The following is a 20,349-nucleotide window of genomic DNA, read 5'->3' as shown; positions in this document are numbered from 1 at the left end:
CCGCCACGAAGGGCAAACGTCGGGGCGAGTCTTCAGACGGTTCGAACAGTGCCCCCGTCGATGACGAACTCGGCGCCGTGGATCGCGGCGGCGCGATCGGAGGCCAGGTAGGCGATCAGGTCGGCAACCTCATAGGGCTCGGCTGCACGACCGATCGGGATCCCGCCCAGCCCGTCGAGAACGACTTGCCGCGCCTCCTCGATCGAGCCGCCATTGGCGGCCTGCAGACGCTTCAGCAGATCGACGGACGACTCGGTCATGATCCAGCCGGGGGAGACGACATTGACCCGCACGCCCTTCGGCCCCAGCTCCTTGGACAGAGCCTTGCTGTAGGTTCTGAGCGCAGCCTTGGCGGCTGCGTAGGCCGTAGTTGACTCGGGAAGAGGCAGGACCGACTGGATGGAAGTGACGTGCACCACCGTGCCAGCGCTGCGTTCGATCATCTGCGGAACCAAGAGACGATCAAGCCGAACTGTTGCCAGAAGATTCAGGTTCAGTTCGGCGAACCAGTGATCGTCCGTCAGGGCGACAAAGCCGCCGCCCGGCGACGACGAGCCACCAATCACATGGGCCAGGATGTCGACGCCGCCCATGTGCTCACGCGCGACTTCGGCCAGGATCTCCCCTCCCTGGGCCGTCGTCAGGTCCGCTTGCACGAACTCGACGCCGTCGATGGGCTCAGCGTGCCCCCGAGCGGCAGCGATCACCCGGGCGCCGCCGGCCCGAAAGCGGTCGACGGTGGCGCGGCCCAGACCCTTGGTGCCGCCGGTGACGAGCACGCGCTTTCCCGCGAACTCGGTCGGATCAGCCTGGATGGTCATATCTTGATCTCCAAGGCTTTGATCGCGTCGTGTTCGAGCGTGAACCGGTAGGTGAAGCGAATCGGGCTGCCCTTGAAGTCGCCATGGGCAGGGCCTTCGACCACGACCTGACCGTTCTCGTGGCGAACGGCATCCGGCGTGAAGATCGCCTTGACCGCAACCACCTCGTCTTCGAACAAGCTTCGCAGCTCGGCGTGGCCCTCCTGACGTTTTCCGTTGTCCACGATGACCGCATCGCCGGCGAAAGGCTTCAGCATGCCGTCGACATCCAGCTGCGCGTTGGCCTCAACATAGTCGGCTATGGGTTTGGGTAGTTCGATCGACATCGCTCGTCTCCCTGAAGTGACAGGATTGATTTAGAGACAGCGATCCCTCACGATAATCGGGGCAAAACGCCATGCGGTGTTGCGAAAAGCGGGACAATGGCGAGGCAGGGTCTGATCGAATTCGATGCCGTTCTCGCCATTGCCCGGCGCGGATCGTTCCGGGCAGCGGCGCAGGAACTTGGCCTGTCGACCACCGCACTGAGCAACGTCATCGGCAAGCTGGAGCGCCAACTCGGCGTCCGATTGTTCAATCGCACCACCCGTAGCGTTTCCCTGACGGATGCTGGACGAAACTTCGTCGATCAAGTCGGGCCTGCGGTACGCACCCTGCACGATGCGATGGGCGCCGCCCGCTCGCAGCAGGAGACCCCATCCGGGACCCTTCGGATCAATGCATTCGCGACGGGTGCGCGGGAGGTGCTCGGACCGCTCCTCTTGAAGTACCTGCGGCGCTATCCGCGAGTTCACATCGATCTCGTCACCGAGGGCCGGATCCTGGACATCGTTGCCGAGGGATTCGATCTTGGCCTGAGGAGCGCCGACCTAGTGCCGAGCGACATGATCGCCATTCCCGTCAGTCCTCCCCGTAGCTTTGCCGTGGTCGCATCGCCCGAGTATTTCAAGGCCAACGGCAAGCCCCGCGTGCCTCCCGACCTGCTACGCCACGCATGCCTTCGCATCCGCTTGCCCAATGGCGTGCTGCATCGTTGGCAGTTCGAGAAGAACGGTCAGCCCGTCCACATCGACGTTCAAGGGCCTATCACGCTGGACGAGGCCAGCCTCTCCCGCATCACGGTGCTCGACCATGTCGGCATCGGCTACTTCATGGAGTCCGATGTCCGCGAAGACATAGAGGCAGGACGCCTCGTTCGCGTCCTGGAGGACTGGACGCCGCCACTGGCACCGCTCTGTCTCTACTATCCCAGCAAGCGCAATCACTCGGCCGCGTTCAAGGCGTTGATCGATATGGCGCATGGCCATGCCGGCTGACGGTTTGCCGGTGACTGGTTTTCTCGGGATCCACGCCTCCGATTTGTCACGACAAATCACCGGATGGCGGCGATTCGCCGATTGTTAATCCGGTGCGGGAAGGGCACGGGCATGGCATGCGCTCCAACCAGCCGGTGAACATGGACATCGATCAGCTTCGGGGATGGGCGTCGATCATGGACAAGGCCATGATCGCGAGCCTCGTCGCCACTCTCCTCGCCGTGACGGCGCTGGGCATCACCACCTTCCTGTCCTTTCGTTACGGCAATGCCGTACGCAGCCACGAGCAGGCCGCCCTCGCCCGATACAAGGGAATGGAGGACGAGGCCGCACAGCGCGAGCGCGAAGCCGTGGCGGCGCGCGAGCGGGTCGCGACGCTCGAACGTGAGATCGCCGCGACGCGCGATCGGGCGGCGATGATCGAGCAGCAGGTTACCGCGGCGCGGGAGCAGGCGGCCGAGTTCGAGAAAGCAGCCCGCGAAGCCACGGAGCGGGCGACCCAGGCGGCGACCGAGAGCAGACCGGCCCCCGAAAGCGTGCGGGCGCCGCTGTTCGACGCCGCCGAGATCCGGAGGCGCTTTGCCGACCTCGGAAAGCTCGTGCGCGATGCGACCACGCGGCCACCGGAGTCGATGCAGGCTCCCGCCCCGGGGCCGGAAGCGGCATCCGCCCCCGCGCCAGCCGTTGCACCGGCGCCCGCCCCGCCGCAGTCGCCGTTCGTCGCGACCCTGCGGAGTTATGCCGGCACGCAAGCCGCCATTTTCCTGCTCGGCCAGATCTCCGATGCGCCTGCCATCGGTGCGACCCTGTCCGCCGATCTCAGCCAAGCCGGATGGTTGCCGCAGACATGGACGTGGGGCGGCGTGGCCGGGATCTTCGGCGTCGTGGTGCTTGTCCGCGATGGCAGCGACCCGGGCGTACACGAGGCCGCTGCGGCCCTTGTGGAGGCACTGGGCGCGGCCGGCTTCAACGCCAGCAAGGGGGACTGGCCCGCGAATTGGGGCCGCTTCCGCGGCACGCTCAACGGCCCGCAAACGCCCAGCCCGACCGACGCCGCCATACGCATCGTCATCGGAGAGAAGGCGCGCAAAGGGTCGTGATCCGAGTTGCAGATGAGCCTGCGCCTCAGGGCGGCGTCATGTCGGCCTTGCTCCAGCTGCTGTCGGGATTGAAGACGTTGATCGCCGCTGCGCGCTGCGGCGTCTGTTCGCCCAGGTCCTTTTCGTAGACGTCGCTGTCGTTGCTGATCATGAAGGTCATGACGCCGGTCTCGCCGTAATGGACCGGCCAGGCGATGACGGCGAAACCGCCCAGCATGCGGTCGCGGACCAGGTAGTCGCGCGCGCCGCCCGGCGCGTCGGGGCCCTGGCTATAGAGCAGCCGGAAGCGGTAGCCGTAATAGCCGTTCTTCTCGATGTCTCCCAGTTGCGCCCGGGCGAGGATCGGGCCCAGCGGACTCGTGGGCTCGCCCGGCTTGGTCTCCCAGTAGAGCCCGTTCCTGAGACCCGGGGAACTCACCAGACGGCGCGCGTAAACCGGGACGCCGAGCTTCATCGGATCGAGCGACGCGTAATCGCGTTGCGCGTCGACGATGGCCAGCAGGGTCTGGATGACGGAGAGCTCGTTGCGGCCGATGAGACGCGCTTCCAGCTCAACGCGGCCGGCATCGACGTCGTAGCGCCACACGTCGCCCTGCTTCACGATCGGCAGGGGCGAGATCCAGCCCGTCGTGCCGGCGCCGACCAGCGCCCTGTCGGGCGTCTCCTGGATGATCTTGTGGCTCTGATCCCAGGCCTTCAGGAAATTGTCCCGCAACTCGTCGTCCTGCCAGTCGCTGCCAGGGATCAGCGTGTGCCAATCGACGCCGAGGATGGCGGTGATGGCCTTGTCGTCCTGCTTGCGGATGGCCTCGGTGAGCGCCTCGGCCGCTGCGTCGGGCGTCGGGAAGCCCTTCAACTCGGGCGCCTGTGATTGGGCTTGCGTCTGGGACGGCGCGGGCACCGGCGTTTGCGCAACGGATATGCCGACCAGGCTCGCATACACAGCGAGCGCTGCGGCGACCTGGAAAACCAATCTCGTCATCGCCGACCTCCACCGCCACCACCACCACGCTGGCCACCACCACCACCGCCGCCGCCGCCGCCGCCACGCGCACCACCGCCGCCGCCTCCACCGCCGCTCGGCCGTGCACCACCGCCGCCGCCACCGCCGCCGGCACGCTGTCCGCCCCCACCACCGCCGGCACGTGCGCCGCCGCCGCCGCCGCTGCGCTGCTGCTGCGCGCGACCGCGCTGGGCTTCACGATTGACCTGTCCGCCGCGATTGACGCCGCCGATGGCACCGCCGCCACCGCCGGGGCGCTGGGCAGCGCCGCCGCCCGGACGCTGGGCCGCGCCCGGACCGCCGCCAGGGCGATTGGCGCCCGCACCCCCACCTGGACCACCCCCGGGGCCGCCAGGGCGATTCGCCCCCGGCCCCCCGGCAGGTCCCTGGGCGGGACGCTGCACCTGTCCGCGGAACTGCTCGCGCTGATCCGCGCCCGGCCGGTTCTGGCCGAACTGCTGGCGCGTGGCCGGATCGCGATAGGCGACGCCGCGCCGATGGTCGACCTGGTGCTGCCAGCGATCGCCGGTGCCGATGGTGTTGCGGTTGAAGTTACGGTCGATGTTGACGGCGCGATTGACGTTCACGGTCGTGTAGCTGCCGCCCCAGCCGCCACCGCCATAGCCCCAGCGCCAGCCCCCGAACAGGGCGCCCGCCGCCGCGATGCCGGCGCCCCATACGAGGCCGCGCAGCAGCGCGCCGCCCAGGGGCCAGCTGGTCGGCGGATAGGCAGGATTGGACCAGGTGCCGTAAGCAGTATTGGGGTCGTAGCTCGGGACGTAGACGACCTGCGGGCTGGTTTGCGCGATGGCATAGACGGTCTCGCCCGCCTGCGTCTCGGCCGACACCGTGTATTGCGGGCCGGCGCCGGCCTTCAACGTGCCCGCCGCGGCGGCCTTGGCGCGCAGACGCTGGATCGAGGCCGCGACATCCTCCTGCTGGCCGAGCAGCGCATCGCCCAGCTTCTGCGTCCAGTCGAGACGATCGTTCATCTGCTTCAGGACGGTCGGAAACGCGACCAGCGACTTGACGCTGACGTCCCACGTCTTGTCGGCAACGGCCTTCACCGCCGCGTCGCCCGTCAGCGCGGGATTGGCCTGCTGCCAGCGCGAGGCCTCGACGACTTCCAGCGGATAGGTCGCGGCCATCAGCACCTGCGACAGCAGCGCGTCGTCATAGAGCGCGATCGGCGCCAGGATCTGGTCGAGCTCGGCCGGCGAAAAGGGCTGCTTCCCGGACGCCACCGGCGTGGATGTCGGTGTCTGACCCAGAGCCGGCAGCGCGACCGCCGTCACCGCCGCCGCCAGCGAGACGAAGAGTATTCCGCGCCGCCCGCACGAGAGTTCGGATCGATTGCCCGCAGGCTCGACGGAAATCCGCTTCATGGTCCCCCTCCCGTTCGACAGCCATCGTCTGCTGCCCAGCCGACCACGCATTGACATTGATCAAGCGGATCGCAAGCTGATGGGCATACTCTCCCAACGAGGGGTACATGAATCCACAGCGACTCGCACTGTTCTTCACCGCAACGCTGGCCGCCCTCGCGATGGTCGCGTGCCACGATCAGCAGACGATCGAAGGCACGTCGTCCCGCACCCTCAATGTCGCCGGCAAACGCATGAAGGCCAATCTCTCCCCCACCGGCACGCCCAACGAGTTCGACCTGCTGATCGTCCGTGATGCCGTCGTCATCAACCCCGACCCGCAAAGCGAGCGCGCCCGCGGCGAGGAAGCCGCGACCCGCGTCACCCGTGAGGTCTGCAAGGTCAAAAACCTCAACCCCAGGATCGTCAGCGAGCGCCTGGTGGACGAGATCAACTACTACGTCCGCTTCCGCTGCGTTTGATTGGGCTATCATGTGCCTCGATCACACCGACCGGGCGTCGGCACGCTGCATTCGCTTACGGTCTCATTTATAGTGCTGCGTTTCCCAGGCCCTCCAACCGCCTAAGGCAAATTAGACCATGGCCCTCCTCGGCAAGGGAATGCTGATCACGCTGACCGAGGTCTCGGCGCGGGACGAGCGCGACTACAACGAGTGGTACAATCGCGAACATATCGACGAGCGCATGAACCTGCCGGGGTTCCACCGCGCCCGCCGCTACGTCGCGGTCCGCGCCGCCCCGAAGTATCTCGCGACCTATGAGTGCGACTCGGTCGACGACCTGGGCACGCCCGGCTACCTCCATACGCTGGCCAACCAGACTCCCTGGAGCCAGGCGGTCATGGCGCGATTCACGCATTTCAGCCGCTTCACCCTGCGCATCCAGGTCGACCAGACGCACGGTGTCGGCGGCGCCCTGGCGACGGTGCGCTTCGTGCCGGACCCGCGCCGGCGCAAGGCGCTGGTGGAATGGCTGTCCGAGCAGGCCCTGCCGAAATTGATTGCCCGCCCCGGACTGCTGGGCGCCGCCGTGGGCGAGAACGACCTCGAAGTGGCCCATGCGCCGCTGCAGGACAAGAGCATGGATCACCCCCGGGCAGAGGAGGCCGAATGGGTCGCCCTGATCGAGGGTACCGACGTGGCGGCGGTCGGCGCGGCGACACGCTCCCTGTTCACGCAGCGCCGCCTCCGGCCTTTCGGCGTCGAGACCGCGCCGACGATCGGCACCTACCGCTTCCTGTTCGGCAACCAGCGATGACGTATCTTTGACCCATCGTTGATCGTTCCATCGACTAGGGTCCGCGCGTGTCCAATCAGCGTATCATCTCCTGGCTGAGGCTCGCGACCCTGGTCGCCCTCTGCCTGCCCGCCGTCGACCTCGCCTGGCGCTGGTACGCCGGCGACCTCGATCCGCGCCCCGTGACCCTTGCCACCCATGCGACCGGCGACTGGTCGGTCGCCCTGCTGCTGGTCTCGCTGGCACTGACGCCGGCGCGCGCGATCTTCGACTGGATGCCGCTGATCCACATCCGGCGGCGCGTCGGCGTGGCGGCCGCGCTCTACGCGGTCGCGCATCTGCTGATCTACGTGCTCGACCAGAAGTGGGACCTGGTCGTCGTCGCCACGGAGATCGTGAAGCGCTTCTACCTCACCATCGGCTTCGTGGCCCTGCTGGCGCTCGTCGCGCTCGCGATCACCTCGACCAATGGCTGGCAGAAGCGGCTGAAGCGCAACTGGAAGCGCCTGCACTGGCTGGTCTATCCCGCCGTCGCCCTGGCGATCCTGCACTTCTTCATCCAGTCCAAGGTGAAGATTGGCGAAGCGGCCTTTGCGGCCGGGCTTTTCGCGTGGCTGATGCTGTGGCGCCTGCTGCCGGTGCGGCTTCGTGCGAGCTTCGCCGGCCTCTTCCTGCTCGCCGCCGGCGCCACGCTGATCACCGTCGCCTTCGAGGCGTCGTGGTACGGGCTGGTGAACAAGATCGATCCGATGCGCGTGCTGGCCGCCAATCTCGATCCCGAGCTGGTGCCGCGGCCGGCGCAGAAGGTGCTGGCCGTCTCGCTGCTGGTAATCGTGCTGGTGGCACTTCGGCGCGGCCTCGCCGCGGCGAGCCGGCTCTGGACGCAGCGCTATATCCGGCGGACTATATCGACTTCCTGACCGGGAAGAGGACATGACTGCGGAAGAATGGACGGCCGTGCGGCTGAGCCTCCTGATCGCCACGACAGCGACGATCTTCAGCCTGCCGCTCGGCATCGCCATCGCCTGGCTGCTGGCGCGCGGTCGCTTCTGGGGCAAGAGCGTGCTCGACACGCTGGTCCACCTGCCGCTGATCATGCCGCCGGTCGTCACCGGCTACCTGCTGCTGCTCTCGTTCGGCCGGCGTGGGCCGATCGGCTCGTTCATGGCCGAGGAGTTCGGCATCGTCTTCTCCTTTCGCTGGACCGGCGCGGCGCTGGCCTGCGCGGTGATGGGCTTTCCCCTGATGGTGCGCGCCATCCGTCTCTCCATCGAGGCGGTCGACCAGCGCCTGGAGGCCGCAGCGGGCACGCTGGGCGCCAATCGTCTCTGGGTGTTTGCCACCATCACCCTGCCGCTCTGCCTGCCCGGCATCCTCGCGGGCGCGATCCTGGCCTTCGCCAAGTCGATGGGCGAGTTCGGCGCCACCATCACCTTCGTGTCCAACATCCCCGGCGAGACGCAGACACTGCCAACCCTGATCTATGCGCTGACCCAGGTCCCGGGCGGCGACGCCGCCGCGATGCGACTCACCCTGGTCTCGATCGCGATTTCCATGCTGGCGCTGCTCGGCTCCGAGCTGCTGGCCAAACGCATCGGCGCACGGCGGCAGACGGCATGAGCCTCGACGTCGACGTCGACCACAGGCGCGGCAGCTTCCATCTCCAGGCGCGTTTCACCGCCGCGCCCGGCCTGACGGCTTTGTTCGGCCGCTCGGGCTCGGGCAAGACCAGCCTGGTCAGCATCGTCGGCGGCCTGATCCGTCCCGATCGCGGCCGCGTCTCGGTCGACGGACAGACGCTCGTCGACACCGAAAGCGGCGTCTTCGTGAAGCCCCACAAGCGGCGCATCGGCTACGTCTTCCAGGACAGCCGCCTCTTTCCGCATCTCAGCGTTCGACGGAATCTGCTCTACGGCCACTGGTTCGCGCGCGGCACCGGCGGGGCGGCGGCCGATCTTGGCGCCGTGGTCGAGCTTTTGGGCATCGGTCCTCTGCTGGAGCGTAATCCCGAGTCCCTGTCGGGTGGCGAGAAGCAGCGTGTCGCGATCGGCCGTGCCCTGCTGGCGAGGCCGCGGCTGGTGCTGATGGACGAGCCGCTCGCCTCGCTCGACGAATCGCGGCGCGCCGAGATCCTTCCCTACATCGAACGGCTGCGCGACGAGGCCGGCGTGCCGATCCTCTATGTCAGCCATTCGGTGGCCGAGGTGGCGCGGCTGGCCACGACCGTGGTCATCATGACCGAAGGCAAGGTGACGGCGGTGGGCCCGGTGCTCGACATCCTGCCGCTGGCCGACGCCAACGACGGCGGCGCGGTCCTCGATGCGACCGTGAGCCGCCACGACGAGACCTTCCATCTCTCGGTGCTGCAGAGTGTAGCCGGCGAACTGCAGGTCCCGCGCCTCAACGCCGCCGTCGGCGCACCCGTCCGCGCCTACATCCGCGCCCGCGACGTGATGCTGAGCCTGAGGCCGCCCGAGGACATCAGCGCGCTCAACGTGCTGGCGGGGCGGATCGCCTCCATCACGGCGACGGGCGGCGCGCAGGCCGATATCCGCCTGGACTGCAACGGCGCCGTCCTGATGGCCCGGCTGACCGCCAAATCGGTCGACCGCCTGGCCCTGGCCCCCGGCAGGCCGGTCTATGCGGTCGTCAAGAGCGTGTCATTCGAACGCAGTTAACTGCGCTAGAGTGAGGGCGGGCATCCGGCCCGCCAATGAAGCCTGAGGAAACAGAATGAAATCGATGCCGCTACCGCTCACGCCGCGATTCATTACCTGGACGCTGGCGACGTTCTTCGCCGTCCTGCTGGGCCTCGCCTGGGGTTTCGATCCGAAATCGTGGTGGATCGGCGTCGGCTTCGCCATCGCCCTGTTCCTGACCCTCGTCGGCTTCTTCGACTACTACCAGACGAAGCACGCGATCCTGCGCAATTATCCCATCGCCGCGCATCTGCGCTTCATCTTCGAGGCGATCCGGCCGGAGATGCGGCAGTATTTCTTCGAAGGCGAGAAGGACGGCCTGCCGTTCCCGCGCGACCGCCGCGCCATCGTCTACCAGCGCGCCAAGATGATGCTGGACGTCCGCCCCTTCGGCACCAACTACGAGGTCTACTCGGAGGGCTACGAGTGGATGACGCACTCGATCTCGCCCACGCCGGTCAGCAAGGAGCCGTTCCGCATCGTCATCGGCGGGCCTGACTGCACGCAGCCCTACTCCGCGTCGATCTTCAACATCTCGGCCATGAGTTTCGGCGCGTTGAGCGCCAACGCCATCCGAGCGCTGAACGGCGGCGCCAAGCTGGGCGGCTTCGCACACGACACCGGCGAGGGCGGCTACAGCCCCTATCACCGCGAAGGCGGCGGCGACATCATCTGGGAGATCGGCTCCGGTTATTTCGGCGCCCGCAACGCCGACGGCACCTTCTCCGCCGAGAAGTTCGCCGCCGGTGCCGCCAACCCGCAGGTCAAGATGGTCGAGTTGAAGCTCAGCCAGGGCGCCAAGCCCGGCCATGGCGGCGTGCTGCCCGCACCCAAGGTCAGCGAGGAGATCGCGCTGACGCGCGGCGTGCCGGTCGGCGAGGACTGCATCTCGCCATCGCACCACACGGCTTTCTCGACGCCGATCGAGATGATGCAGTTCATCGCCGAGATGCGCCGCCTCTCGGGGGGAAAGCCCGCCGGCTTCAAGCTCTGCGTCGGCCACGAATGGGAATTCATGGCGATCTGCAAGGCGATGCTGGAGACCGGAATCTATCCCGACTTCATCGTCGTCGACGGCAAGGAAGGCGGTACCGGTGCGGCGCCGATGGAATTCCTCGACCATGTCGGCAAGCCGATGCGGCAGGGTCTGCACATCGTCCACAACGCCATGGTCGGCATCGGCGCGCGGCATCGCATCAAGATCGGTGTCGCCGGCAAGATCATCACCGCCTTCGACATCATCCGGGCGATGGCGCTCGGCGCCGACTGGTGCAACTCCGCGCGCGGTTTCATGTTCGCCGTGGGCTGCATCCAGTCGCAGTCGTGCCACACCGACCGCTGCCCGACCGGCGTCGCGACACAGGATCCGACACGCCAGCGCGCGCTGGTCGTGCCCGACAAGATGGAGCGCGTGGTGAACTTCCACCGCGCCACGCTGCATGAACTGGCCGAACTGACCGCTGCGGCGGGCCTCGACCATCCGACGGATTTCAAGCCGGTTCACATCTCCCGCCGTGTCTCGTCGAGCGAGGTCAAGACCTTCGCCGATCTCTTCCCGGCGCTGGAAGAGGGTGAGCTGGTATCGGGCACCAGCAACCCGCGCTGGCGCAAGGCCTGGGACATGGCGCACGCCAATTCGTTCCGCGCGACGGCCTGATCGGAGCAAATCTGTTGCGAATTCCCTTTGGTTGGCCCAGCAATTGGCCAACCAAAGAGGAAACGACCATGACCGCTCCGTTCGATTTCGCGCCCCTGCTGGCGCCCGGCACGCCCGCCCCCGCCGCAAAGTGGAACGGCTTCCCGAAGTACAACTTCATCGGCGGCCACAACGACGCCAAGAACGTGCCCGTCCAGGCGCTGATCGACGCGGCGACGGCGGTTCTGAAGCGCGAGGGTGCGACGCTCGCCACCTACGGCCTGAACAGCGGGCCGCTGGGCTACAAGCCGCTGCGCGAGTTCCTCTCGGCCAAGCTCAAGGACCATGCCGGCATCGACTGCGCGTCGGACGAGATCCTGATCACCTCCGGCTCGATGCAGGGCCTCGACCTGATCAACAGCCTGCTCGTGACCAAGGGCGACACCGTCATCATCGAGCAGGAGACCTACGGCGGCGCCCTCACCAAGCTGAACAAGCTGGGCGCCAACGTGGTCGGCATCCCGCTCGACCATGAAGGCCTGCGCCTCGACGTACTGAAGCAGAAGCTCGAGGAGCTGAGGCAGAAGGGCATCAAGCCCAAATACATCTACACCATCCCGACGGTGCAAAACCCGACCGGCGCGATCATGGGCGAGGCGCGCCGCGCCGAGCTGCTGAAGATCGCCGCCGAGTACGGCGTCATGATCTTCGAGGACGAGTGCTATTCCGACCTGATCTGGAGCGGCAAGCGCCCGCGCTCGCTCTACGCCATGGCCAAGGGCGAAGGCGTCATCTTCATCGGCTCCTTCTCCAAGTCGATCGCGCCGGCGCTGCGGGTCGGCTACATCGTCGCCAAGTGGGAGATCCTCGGTCGCATCCTCGGCCTGAAGCAGGACGCGGGTTCCGGCGCGCTCGAGCAGATGGTGCTGGCCGAATTCTGCAAGCAGCACTTCGCCGACCACGTGCCGAAGCTCAACAAGACACTGGCAGCCAAGCTGCAGACCCTGCGGGAGGCGCTGGCCGAGCAGTTCGGTACCGATGCCGAATTCGGCGATCCCGAGGGCGGGATCTATCTCTGGATCAAGCTGCCCGACCAGGTCGACACGACGAAACTCGCCCAGGCGGCGCTGGCCGCCGGCGTGTCGCTCAATCCCGGCCAGGAATGGTCGACCAACAAGGAATATGCCCGCTCTCGCCTCAGGCTCTGCTTCGCCAATCCCGAGCCGGAGACGATCCGCAAGGGCGTCGAGGTCCTGGCCGACGTCTGCCGCCGCGAGTTCGGCGTGCCACTGCGCTCGGCCAACGTCGAGAAGAAGTAGGCGAAAACAAGGATCCCTCACTTCGTTCGGGATGACACCACGCGTGTCATCGCGGGCGGGGTAGCCCCCGCCCTGGAGCGCAGCGAAGGATCCTTACTCATAAGCAGCCACTACATCGGCTGCGGCACCATCACCATCCAGGACACACCGAACTTGTCGGCGACGCAGCCGAAGCGCGGCGAGAAGAACGTCTTGCCGATCGGCATCTGGATTTGGCCGTCCTTGGCCAGCGCCTCGAAGGCGCGGTCGGCTTCCGCCTCGGTCGCGACGTCGAGCGCCAGCGAGAAGCCCTGGAAGTTGGTCTTGCCGTCGCCCGACATGCCATCGGAACACATGATCGTCGCGTCGCCGATCCGCAGGCTGGCATGCATGACCGCCTCGGGATTCACCTTCATGTGCTCCATGGCGCCGGCGTCGGGATTCTCCCTGAAGCGCATCATCATCTCGACCTTGGCACCGAGCTTGTCCTGGTAGAAGGCAAGCGCTTCCTCGCAGCGGCCATTGAAGAACAGATACGGTTGGATCGCCATTTGCCGCTCCTGTGCTAGTCGTTCTTCTCGAACTCGGTATCGATCTGGATCTGGATGGGGTCCGTGAAGAACGGCATCATGCCGTAATCCTGCGGGTTGATCGTCGCGACAGCGCGGACGCCGATCCGCGGCTTGCCGCCGAAGCCCTTGCCGGCGCCGCCCAGCTCGACATCGAATGTAACGGGCCGGGTCTTGCCCATGAGCGTGAACTGCCCCTCGACCTTGCCTCGTGTCTTGTCAGTCGGCCCGAACGCGGTCGACACGAAAGTCGCCTGCGGAAAGGCCGTTGCCTTCAGGAACCCGTCACCCGCCAGCTCCTCGGCGAAGCCTTTCACGTTCGTCGCAATCGAAGCGGTGTCGACCGTGGCGGAGAGCTGCGACTTCTCGATCGCCGCCGGATTCCAGGTGAGCGAGCCCTTCACGCGATCGAAGCGGAAGACGCTCTGCGAATAACCGAGATGGGACACGCGGGCGATCACCGCCGTATGCGCCTCGTCGAGCGAGTATGCGCCGGCCGTCGCCAGGGCGATGTCGCGCTCCGCGGCGAACACACCGGGTGGCAGCGACGCTGGTGCTTGCGCGAAGACCGGTGTCGCCGCCGTCATCGCCAGGACGACGGCAAAGGTACGCACTCCGCCGAACATCAAACTCTCCTCGAGACGGTGACTATTTCTCGACGACGGTCTTCAGCTTGGCGAGACCGGCCGCAAAGTCGCGGCCGATCATGTCGTCCATGTCCATGAACGTGCCGATCAGCTTGGTCATGAACGTGCTGGGACCGTACATCGCCCAGGTGACAATCGTCTGGCCGCCTTTTGGTTCCACGGTGAGTTCGGCCGTATTGTGACCTTCGAAGGGCTTGAGGAAATCGAGCTTGATCACGACCTTGCTCGGCGGCTTCGAATCGACGATCTCCATGCGGCCCTTGCCGACATTGTCGTTGCCGTCCCATTCGTAGACGGCGCCCTTGCCGCTGTCCGCGCCGCTATAGGCACGCTTCATCTGCGGGTCGCGTCCCTCGTAGGGCGACCATTCGGTCCAGCGTTTCAGGCCCTCGAGATAGGGAAAGATCTTCTCGGCCGGTGCATTCATGGTGGCCGACCGCTGCACGCGGAACGAGTCGGGCCTGGTCGCGGCGTAGATCAGGATCGCCGCAACCGCCACGACGACCACGGCACCGACGATGGCCAGTATTCTGCGCATGCCAGCCTCGCATCGCTCAATTAATTAACCAATAGGTTAAAATTAGAGCGATGGAGAGACGGGCGTCAACCGCGCTTTCATGACGTCGGGCGACGCTCAGGCCAGCGCGAAGCCCTCGTAGCCGTTCGCCACGACCTTCTCGCAAGCCTGGATATAGGCCGGCAGGCCGCCGATATACGGCATGAACACGCGCGGCTTGCCCGGGATGTTGGCACCGACGTACCAGGAGCTGCAGGTCGAGCGCAGCGTGATGTTGGACACGTCGCCGACATGGCCGACCCAGGCCTCCTGCGCCTCCGGCTCGGCCTCGATCACTGTCTTGCCCTTGGCGCGCAGCGCGTCGAGGCAGTCGGCGATGAAGTCGACATGCTGCTCGATCGAGGGAAGCATATTGGTCAGCACCGACGGGCTGCCTGGGCCGGTGATCATGAACAGGTTGGGAAAGTCCACGACCGTCAGGCCGAGATAGGTCTTCGGCCCCTCGTTCCAGCGCTCCTTCAGCGAGACGCCGCCGCGGCCGCGGAAGTCGACCTTGAGCAGCGCGCCGGTCATCGCGTCGAAGCCGGTCGCCAGCACCAGACAGTCGAACGTGTAGTCCCTGCCCTTGGCGCGCAGGCCGTTGGCGGTGATGCGCTCGATCGGTTCGTCGCTGATGTCGACCAGGGTCACGTTCGGCCGGTTGAAGGTCGCCCAGTAGCCGGTGTCGACGCACAAACGCTTGCAGCCGATGATGTTCTTGGGCACCAGCGCCGCGGCCGTCTCCGGGTCCTTGACCACCTCGCCGATCTTGGCGCGAACGAAGTCGGCGGCATGCTTGTTCGAATCGTCGTTCAGCAGCAGATCCGAGAACGAGGCCATGAAGCCCAGCCCGCCATAATCCCAGCGCTCCTGGAACTGGCGGTTGCGCTCTTCCTCCGGAGTCTCGACGGCCGAGGCGGGGTTGATCGTGAAATCGATGCCGGCGGGCTTGGTCTTGGCGCGCTTGCGCATCTCCGGATAGCTCGCCTTCACCTGCCGCACATAATCGGGATCGAGCGGCCTGTTGTGTGCCGGCACGGTGTAGTTGGCCGTGCGCTGGAACACGGTGAGGTGTTTGGCCTGCTCGGCCATCACCGGGATCGACTGGATGGCCGACGAGCCCGTGCCGATCACGCCCACCGTCTTGCCGGTGAAGTCGACGCCCTCATGCGGCCAGTTGCCGGTGTGATAGGTCGGCCCCGTGAAGTCTTCCAGGCCGGGAATCTTCGGCGTGTTCGGCGAGGACAGGCAGCCCATCGCGGTGATGACGAAGCGCGCCGTGACCTTTTCGGCCGAGCCGGAAGCGCCGGCCTGCCCCGTCTCGACCCGCCACAGGTTGGCGGTCTCGTCGAAAGTGGCCTTCGTGACTCGCGTCTCGAAGCGCATGTCACGGCGCAGGTCGTAGCGGTCGGCGACGTGGTTGGCGTAGCGCAGCAGTTCGGGCTGGGTGGCGTAGCGCTCCGACCATTCCCATTCCTGCTCCAGCTCGGGCGAGAACTGATAGGAATACTGCACGCTTTCGACGTCGCAGCGCGCGCCGGGATAGCGGTTCCAGTACCAGGTGCCGCCGACGCCCTTGCCGGCCTCGAACACACGCGCCGTGAAACCCTTCTGGCGAAGCCGGTGCAGCATGTACATGCCGCCGAAGCCTGCGCCGATGATGACCGCATCGAAATCGATCGACATGCGTCCCCCAGAAATTGCGGAAGCCGGTAGAAAGTCCTTGGGAAAATTAGTGCGGGAGAGGGCGTGACCGCGCAAGCCTTCCCATGGCACCTCTTCTCGCGGAGAAGAATGAAATGGCCGAGAACGACTATCCGGCGAGCTGGTATGCCGCCACGCGAGACGAGAGCCGCAGCCGAGCGCCTCTGACCGCACAGGACGAGGCCGATGTCGCCATCGTGGGCGCCGGCTTTGCGGGCCTGCACACGGCGCGGCTGCTGGCGCGACAAGGCAAGCGCGTGGTGGTGCTGGAACGCCGCCGCATCGGCTGGGGCGCCTCGGGCCGCAACGGGGGTTTCGTCGGGCCGGGCTATGCGCAGCGGTCCGGCGCGCTGATCGACCGGCTCGGGCTCGACCATACGCGCAAACTCTACGCCCAGTCGCAGCGCGGCGTGGCAATCGTGCGCGAGGCCCTCGGCGAACTCGGCCGGCCCGACATCCTCATGGGCAGCGGCAAGCTCAGCGTTTCGCGCACCGACCAGGGCGCGGGCTTCGCGGACCGAACGCGCACGCTCGCCGACCAGCTCGGCGCCACGTTCGAACCGTGGCCGACCGCGCGCGTGCACGAGGTCCTCGACTCAAAGCGCTATCATCAGGCAATCCACGACCCGACGTCTTTCCATATCCACCCGCTGAACCTTGCGCTCGCGCTGGCTGCCGATATCGAGCGGCACGGCAGCCGGATATACGAGGACACTGCGGCCCTCGAACTAGCGCGCGAAGACAGCGGCTGGCGGCTGCGCACGCCCGGCGGCAACGTAAAGGCACTGCATGTCGTGCTGGCCGGCAATGCCGATCTCGGCGCCGTGCAGCCGCGCCTCGCGCGCGCGGTGCTGCCGGTCGCGACCTACGTCGCCGTCACCGACAAGCTGGGTTCGCGCCTCGGCGAGGCGATCCGCTGGACCGGCGCCATCTCCGACACGCGGCGCGCCGGCGACTACTACCGCGTCGTCGATGGCGACCGGCTGCTGTGGGGCGGCCGCATCACCACCGACACGAACGAGCCGTCGCGTCTTCGCGAGATGATGCGCGGCGACATCCTCTCGGTCTATCCGCAGCTCGGCGACATTCGCATCGCCTATGCCTGGCCCGGCATCATGGGCTACGCGCCGCACAAGATGCCCCAGGTCGGCGAGATCGAGCCCTCCCTCTGGGTCTGCTCGGCCTTCGGCGGGCATGGGCTCGCGCAGACCGCGGCAGGTGCCGATGCGGTGGCCACTGGCATCCTGGGCGACCCCACGCGCTGGCGCCTGTTCGCGCCGTTCGGCACCGGCTGGGCCGGCGGACCGGCCGGACGGGTCGCGACTCAGCTTGCCTATTGGGGTCTGCAGATGCGTGACTGGTGGGACGAGAAGCGGCAGGCGCAGAATGCGGAGACGTTACGGACATGACGATCGAACGGATGGGAGATTCACCGCGACGCCGCGAGGATGCGCGGTTCGTCACCGGCCAGGGCGCCTATCTCGACGATCTGACGTTCGAGGGTTTGGCACAGGCCGTACTGTTACGGTCGCCGCACGCCCATGCACTGATCAAGTCGATCGACACGAGGGCCGCCCGCGCGGCCCTCGGCGTGCTTGCCGTTCTGACCGCCGCCGATGCCGAGACCGATGGTCTGAAGCCGCTGCGGCCCTATGCCGAGGCCAATGTGCAAACCGGCGAGCCCTTCGCCTTCGCCCCGCAGCCGCTGTTGGCCCACGATAAGACCCGCTTCGCCGGCGAGCCGGTGGTGCTGGTCGTGGCCGAGACTCACGCCCAGGCACTCGACGCGGCCGAACTGGTTGCCGTCGACTACGAGCCTCTGCCCGCGGTGACGTCCCCGGAAGCGGCACGAGCAACGGACGCACCGCAGCTTGCCGCCGAGATCCCGCGCAACACCTGTCTCGACTGGCACACCGGCGATATGGCCGGCGCCGAGGCGGCGTTCGCGGCGGCGGCGCATGTCGTGTCGCTCAGGCTCGACAACCATCGCATCGTGATGAATCCGATGGAGCCGCGTGGCGGCGTCGGCACCTTCGATCCGACGACCGGCCGCTACACGCTCCATGTCTCCAGCCAGAACATCCACATCAACCGCAACTTCGTGGCCCGCTCGCTCGGCGTCGAGGCGAAGGACGTGCGGTTCGTGGCACCCGACGTGGGCGGCGGCTTCGGCGCCAAGAACTTCGCGTATGTCGAGCACGCGCTGATCCTGTGGGCGGCGCGCCGGGTCGGCCGGCCGGTGAAGTGGATCGCGAGCCGCAGCGAGGTGTTCCTGTCGGACCACGCCGCCCGCGACATGCAGGCCGAGGCCTCACTGGCGCTCGACGACGAGGGCAGGTTCCTGGCGCTGCGCATCGCCAGCATCGCCAACCTCGGCGCCTACATGGCCGGGGCCGGCGGCGGCGTGCAGACTTATCAGTACATCCACCTGCAGGGGTCGGTGTACCGCATCCCCTCGATCGCGCTGCATGTCGTGGCCGTCGTCACCAACACTGCGCCGATCGGGGTGACGCGCGGACCGGGCTTCGCAGAGGCCATCAACATCGTCGAGCGGCTGATCGATGCGGCGGCGCGGCAGACCGGCTTCGACCGCACCGATCTCCGCCGGCGCAACATGGTGCCACCGGAAGCGATGCCCATGACCAACGCCTTCGGCTTCGAGGTCGACAGCGGCCACTTCGCCGAGTCGCTCGATCATGCGCTGGCACGCGCCGACTGGACGGGCTTCGACACGCGCCGGCGCGAGAGCGAACGGCGCGGCCGGCTGCGCGGGCTGGGCGTCGCCTATCACATCAAGGCGACCGGTGGCCCGCCGGACGAGAATGTCGACGTGCGTTTCGAGGCCGACGGCACGATCTCGCTGATCACCGGCACGCAGCATATCGGCCAGGGCCACGAGACGACCTTCCCGCAAATCCTCGCCCACCGGCTAGGCGTGCCGAACGCGCGCATCCGCCTCGTCCAGGGCGATACCGATGCGATCCCGTTCGGCGGCGGTCACGGCAGCTCGCGCGCCACCTACATGGGCGGAACAGCAATCTGGCGCGCCTCCGACGAAATCGTCACCAAGGGCACAGCGCTGGCCGCCGATGCACTGGAAGCCGCCGAAGCCGACATCCGGTTCGAGGACGGGCGTTTCGTGGTTTCCGGCACCGACCGTGCCATCGGCCTGATCGAGGTGGCGACGCTGGGCCGCAACCAGGGGAGGCCGCTCGACACGTTCCATGCCTGGAAGCGCGAGCACATGACCTTCCCCAACGGCGCGCATGTGGTCGAGGTCGAGATCGATCGCGACACCGGCCGGGTCGAACTGGCGCGCTACACGGCGGTCGACGATTACGGCGTGCTGGTCAATCCGATGATCGCGACCGGCCAGGCGCACGGCGCGATGGCACAGGGCTCGGGCCAGGCGCTGCTGGAGCACGCGACCTACGATTCCGCCTCGGGCCAGATGATCGCCGGTTCGTTCATGGACTACGCCCTGCCGCGCGCCGACGACCTGCCGTCGTTCGACCTCGGCTTCAATCCCACCCGCTGCACGACCAATCCCCTCGGTGTGAAGGGCTGCGGCGAGGCTGGCGCGATCGCGGCGTTCCCCGCCATTGCCAACGCCATCCTTGACGCGCTGGCCCCGCTCGGCGTGAAAGGCTTCGACGGTCCGGCGACGCCCGCGCGGATCTGGCAGGCCATCCAGGAGGCACGATGAAGCGCGAAGCACCGGCGGCGGCCCGCAACCGGCAACCGATCCTCGAAGTCCTGCAGCCGCGCCTGCCGGAAAAGGGGCTGGTGCTGGAGATCGCCAGCGGCACCGGCGAGCATGTCGTGCATTATGCCGCCGCCCGGCCCGATCTCACCTTCCAGCCCAGCGATCCCGATGCCGATTCCCGCGCCAGCGTCGACGACTGGGTCCGAACCCTGGGCCTGACCAACGTACGGCCGGCGCTGGAGATCGACGTCACACGGTCGACATGGCCGGTCGAGCAGGCCAACGCAGTCCTTTGCTGCAACATGATTCACATCGCCCCTTGGGAGGCTGCGGTTGGGCTGATCACCGGCGCCGCGCGGCTGCTGCCGCCGGGCGGCCTGCTTTTCACCTATGGCCCCTACCGCCGGGGCGGCCGGCACACCGCGCCGAGCAACGAAGCGTTCGATGCCGACCTCAGGCGGCGCAATCCCGCATGGGGCGTGCGCGACCTCGAGACCGTCATCGAACTCGCACGGGGAGCGGGCCTTTCGGCCCCGGAGATCGTCGAGATGCCGGCGAACAATCTCTCGCTGCTCTTCAAGCGGCTGTGACCCCGCTGGGCGGTGGCAATCGCGCATGGGATGCGCTAACGCTGGGACCGGCCTCGCGGGGAGCATCGTCGGAAACATGTCGA

Annotated in this window: 20 protein-coding genes; 12 read left to right on the top strand and 8 right to left on the bottom strand. The window is 67.0% G+C overall.

The annotated features are described in order from the left end of the window. Positions 1-32: 32 nt before the first annotated feature. Both KQ910_RS08200 and KQ910_RS08195 read right to left on the bottom strand, forming a co-directional pair. Complete coding sequence (locus KQ910_RS08200) at positions 33-821, bottom strand: SDR family oxidoreductase (protein ID WP_216958170.1); 789 nt, start codon at positions 819-821, stop codon at positions 33-35. Continuing rightward, on the bottom strand, positions 818-1,147 hold the full coding sequence (locus tag KQ910_RS08195) for a nuclear transport factor 2 family protein (protein ID WP_216958167.1): 330 nt from the start codon (positions 1,145-1,147) through the stop codon (positions 818-820). Before KQ910_RS08195 ends, KQ910_RS08200 begins: the two co-directional genes overlap by 4 nt. A gap of 96 nt (positions 1,148-1,243) precedes the next feature. Here KQ910_RS08195 and KQ910_RS08190 point away from each other — a divergent pair, with 96 nt between their 5' ends. Both KQ910_RS08190 and KQ910_RS08185 read left to right on the top strand, forming a co-directional pair. Further along, the gene (locus KQ910_RS08190) at positions 1,244-2,137 is read left to right on the top strand and encodes a LysR family transcriptional regulator (protein ID WP_216958165.1); all 894 of its coding nucleotides are present in this window, start codon (positions 1,244-1,246) and stop codon (positions 2,135-2,137) included. Positions 2,138-2,253: 116 nt separating this feature from the next. Continuing rightward, positions 2,254-3,237, top strand: coding sequence for an FtsB family cell division protein (locus KQ910_RS08185; protein ID WP_216958163.1), 984 nt, complete (start codon positions 2,254-2,256; stop codon positions 3,235-3,237). Positions 3,238-3,262: 25 nt separating this feature from the next. Here the strand turns inward: KQ910_RS08185 and KQ910_RS08180 are convergent, their stop codons facing one another. Both KQ910_RS08180 and KQ910_RS08175 read right to left on the bottom strand, forming a co-directional pair. Then, on the bottom strand, positions 3,263-4,219 hold the full coding sequence (locus KQ910_RS08180) for a DUF2950 domain-containing protein (protein WP_216958161.1): 957 nt from the start codon (positions 4,217-4,219) through the stop codon (positions 3,263-3,265). Then, positions 4,216-5,625, bottom strand: coding sequence for a DUF3300 domain-containing protein (locus KQ910_RS08175; protein ID WP_216958159.1), 1,410 nt, complete (start codon positions 5,623-5,625; stop codon positions 4,216-4,218). The genes KQ910_RS08180 and KQ910_RS08175 overlap by 4 nt, the downstream gene beginning before the upstream one ends. A gap of 107 nt (positions 5,626-5,732) precedes the next feature. Between KQ910_RS08175 and KQ910_RS08170 the strand changes: the two genes are divergently transcribed. The 7 genes from KQ910_RS08170 to KQ910_RS08140 all read left to right on the top strand — a co-directional run bounded on the left by KQ910_RS08170 (position 5,733) and on the right by KQ910_RS08140 (position 12,515). Then, the gene (locus KQ910_RS08170; RefSeq protein ID WP_216958158.1) at positions 5,733-6,086 is read left to right on the top strand and encodes a hypothetical protein; all 354 of its coding nucleotides are present in this window, start codon (positions 5,733-5,735) and stop codon (positions 6,084-6,086) included. 118 nt (positions 6,087-6,204) lie between these two features. Beyond that, positions 6,205-6,882, top strand: coding sequence for a DUF4286 family protein (locus tag KQ910_RS08165; RefSeq protein WP_216958155.1), 678 nt, complete (start codon positions 6,205-6,207; stop codon positions 6,880-6,882). Between the two features lie 47 nt (positions 6,883-6,929). Next, a complete protein-coding gene (locus KQ910_RS08160; RefSeq protein WP_216958153.1) occupies positions 6,930-7,781 on the top strand; it encodes a protein-methionine-sulfoxide reductase heme-binding subunit MsrQ in 852 nt (283 codons plus the stop codon). A 13-nt stretch (positions 7,782-7,794) separates the two neighbouring features. Then, complete coding sequence (gene modB, locus KQ910_RS08155) at positions 7,795-8,481, top strand: molybdate ABC transporter permease subunit (protein ID WP_216958151.1); 687 nt, start codon at positions 7,795-7,797, stop codon at positions 8,479-8,481. Continuing rightward, positions 8,478-9,539 carry a molybdenum ABC transporter ATP-binding protein gene (gene modC / locus KQ910_RS08150; protein ID WP_216958149.1) on the top strand — a complete coding sequence of 354 codons (1,062 nt, stop codon included), beginning with the start codon at positions 8,478-8,480 and terminating at the stop codon, positions 9,537-9,539. The genes modB and modC overlap by 4 nt, the downstream gene beginning before the upstream one ends. Before the next feature lie 55 nt (positions 9,540-9,594). Next, entirely contained in the window at positions 9,595-11,217 is a 1,623-nt protein-coding gene (locus tag KQ910_RS08145) for an FMN-binding glutamate synthase family protein (RefSeq protein ID WP_216958147.1), read from the top strand. A gap of 68 nt (positions 11,218-11,285) precedes the next feature. After that, positions 11,286-12,515: an aminotransferase-like domain-containing protein gene (locus KQ910_RS08140; protein ID WP_216958145.1), complete on the top strand. Its 1,230-nt coding sequence runs from the start codon at positions 11,286-11,288 to the stop codon at positions 12,513-12,515. A 110-nt stretch (positions 12,516-12,625) separates the two neighbouring features. Here the strand turns inward: KQ910_RS08140 and KQ910_RS08135 are convergent, their stop codons facing one another. From KQ910_RS08135 to KQ910_RS08120, 4 genes are all read right to left on the bottom strand, one after another. Then, complete coding sequence (locus KQ910_RS08135; RefSeq protein ID WP_216958143.1) at positions 12,626-13,045, bottom strand: VOC family protein; 420 nt, start codon at positions 13,043-13,045, stop codon at positions 12,626-12,628. Positions 13,046-13,059: 14 nt separating this feature from the next. Beyond that, positions 13,060-13,689 (bottom strand): YceI family protein, encoded by a 630-nt coding sequence (locus tag KQ910_RS08130; RefSeq protein WP_216958142.1) that lies wholly within the window; start codon positions 13,687-13,689, stop codon positions 13,060-13,062. 22 nt (positions 13,690-13,711) lie between these two features. Continuing rightward, entirely contained in the window at positions 13,712-14,248 is a 537-nt protein-coding gene (locus KQ910_RS08125) for an SRPBCC family protein (RefSeq protein ID WP_216958140.1), read from the bottom strand. 96 nt (positions 14,249-14,344) lie between these two features. Beyond that, a complete protein-coding gene (locus KQ910_RS08120; protein WP_216958137.1) occupies positions 14,345-15,952 on the bottom strand; it encodes a flavin-containing monooxygenase in 1,608 nt (535 codons plus the stop codon). A 113-nt stretch (positions 15,953-16,065) separates the two neighbouring features. On the opposite strand from KQ910_RS08120, the gene KQ910_RS08115 reads away from it, so the two are divergent. Genes KQ910_RS08115 through KQ910_RS08105 form a run of 3 tightly spaced genes read left to right on the top strand, consistent with a single transcriptional unit; the run spans position 16,066 to position 20,266 of the window. After that, positions 16,066-17,379, top strand: a complete 1,314-nt coding sequence (locus KQ910_RS08115; protein WP_216958136.1) for an NAD(P)/FAD-dependent oxidoreductase — start codon at positions 16,066-16,068, stop codon at positions 17,377-17,379. Next, positions 17,376-19,676: a xanthine dehydrogenase family protein molybdopterin-binding subunit gene (locus tag KQ910_RS08110; RefSeq protein WP_229600356.1), complete on the top strand. Its 2,301-nt coding sequence runs from the start codon at positions 17,376-17,378 to the stop codon at positions 19,674-19,676. Before KQ910_RS08115 ends, KQ910_RS08110 begins: the two co-directional genes overlap by 4 nt. Further along, positions 19,673-20,266: a DUF938 domain-containing protein gene (locus tag KQ910_RS08105; protein WP_216958134.1), complete on the top strand. Its 594-nt coding sequence runs from the start codon at positions 19,673-19,675 to the stop codon at positions 20,264-20,266. The genes KQ910_RS08110 and KQ910_RS08105 overlap by 4 nt, the downstream gene beginning before the upstream one ends. The last annotated feature ends 83 nt before the right edge of the window (positions 20,267-20,349 follow it).

It is taken from the genome of Reyranella humidisoli, assembly GCF_019039055.1.
In the GTDB taxonomy this organism is placed as follows: Bacteria; Pseudomonadota; Alphaproteobacteria; order Reyranellales; family Reyranellaceae; genus Reyranella; species Reyranella humidisoli.
The sequence above is the reverse complement of the archived record's forward strand: the minus strand, read 5'-3'. Positions and strand labels throughout refer to the sequence as shown.

Coding starts and splice junctions, on each gene's coding strand:
- modC (WP_216958149.1), top strand. CDS start 8,478: ATGAGCCTCGACGTCGACGTCGACCACAGGCGCGGCAGCTTCCATCTC.
- KQ910_RS08170 (WP_216958158.1), top strand. CDS start 5,733: ATGAATCCACAGCGACTCGCACTGTTCTTCACCGCAACGCTGGCCGCC.
- KQ910_RS08125 (WP_216958140.1), bottom strand. CDS start 14,248: ATGCGCAGAATACTGGCCATCGTCGGTGCCGTGGTCGTCGTGGCGGTT.
- KQ910_RS08105 (WP_216958134.1), top strand. CDS start 19,673: ATGAAGCGCGAAGCACCGGCGGCGGCCCGCAACCGGCAACCGATCCTC.
- KQ910_RS08180 (WP_216958161.1), bottom strand. CDS start 4,219: ATGACGAGATTGGTTTTCCAGGTCGCCGCAGCGCTCGCTGTGTATGCG.
- KQ910_RS08200 (WP_216958170.1), bottom strand. CDS start 821: ATGACCATCCAGGCTGATCCGACCGAGTTCGCGGGAAAGCGCGTGCTC.
- KQ910_RS08130 (WP_216958142.1), bottom strand. CDS start 13,689: ATGTTCGGCGGAGTGCGTACCTTTGCCGTCGTCCTGGCGATGACGGCG.
- KQ910_RS08140 (WP_216958145.1), top strand. CDS start 11,286: ATGACCGCTCCGTTCGATTTCGCGCCCCTGCTGGCGCCCGGCACGCCC.
- modB (WP_216958151.1), top strand. CDS start 7,795: ATGACTGCGGAAGAATGGACGGCCGTGCGGCTGAGCCTCCTGATCGCC.
- KQ910_RS08115 (WP_216958136.1), top strand. CDS start 16,066: ATGGCCGAGAACGACTATCCGGCGAGCTGGTATGCCGCCACGCGAGAC.
- KQ910_RS08120 (WP_216958137.1), bottom strand. CDS start 15,952: ATGTCGATCGATTTCGATGCGGTCATCATCGGCGCAGGCTTCGGCGGC.
- KQ910_RS08175 (WP_216958159.1), bottom strand. CDS start 5,625: ATGAAGCGGATTTCCGTCGAGCCTGCGGGCAATCGATCCGAACTCTCG.
- KQ910_RS08165 (WP_216958155.1), top strand. CDS start 6,205: ATGGCCCTCCTCGGCAAGGGAATGCTGATCACGCTGACCGAGGTCTCG.
- KQ910_RS08135 (WP_216958143.1), bottom strand. CDS start 13,045: ATGGCGATCCAACCGTATCTGTTCTTCAATGGCCGCTGCGAGGAAGCG.
- KQ910_RS08195 (WP_216958167.1), bottom strand. CDS start 1,147: ATGTCGATCGAACTACCCAAACCCATAGCCGACTATGTTGAGGCCAAC.
- KQ910_RS08190 (WP_216958165.1), top strand. CDS start 1,244: ATGGCGAGGCAGGGTCTGATCGAATTCGATGCCGTTCTCGCCATTGCC.
- KQ910_RS08185 (WP_216958163.1), top strand. CDS start 2,254: ATGCGCTCCAACCAGCCGGTGAACATGGACATCGATCAGCTTCGGGGA.
- KQ910_RS08110 (WP_229600356.1), top strand. CDS start 17,376: ATGACGATCGAACGGATGGGAGATTCACCGCGACGCCGCGAGGATGCG.
- KQ910_RS08145 (WP_216958147.1), top strand. CDS start 9,595: ATGAAATCGATGCCGCTACCGCTCACGCCGCGATTCATTACCTGGACG.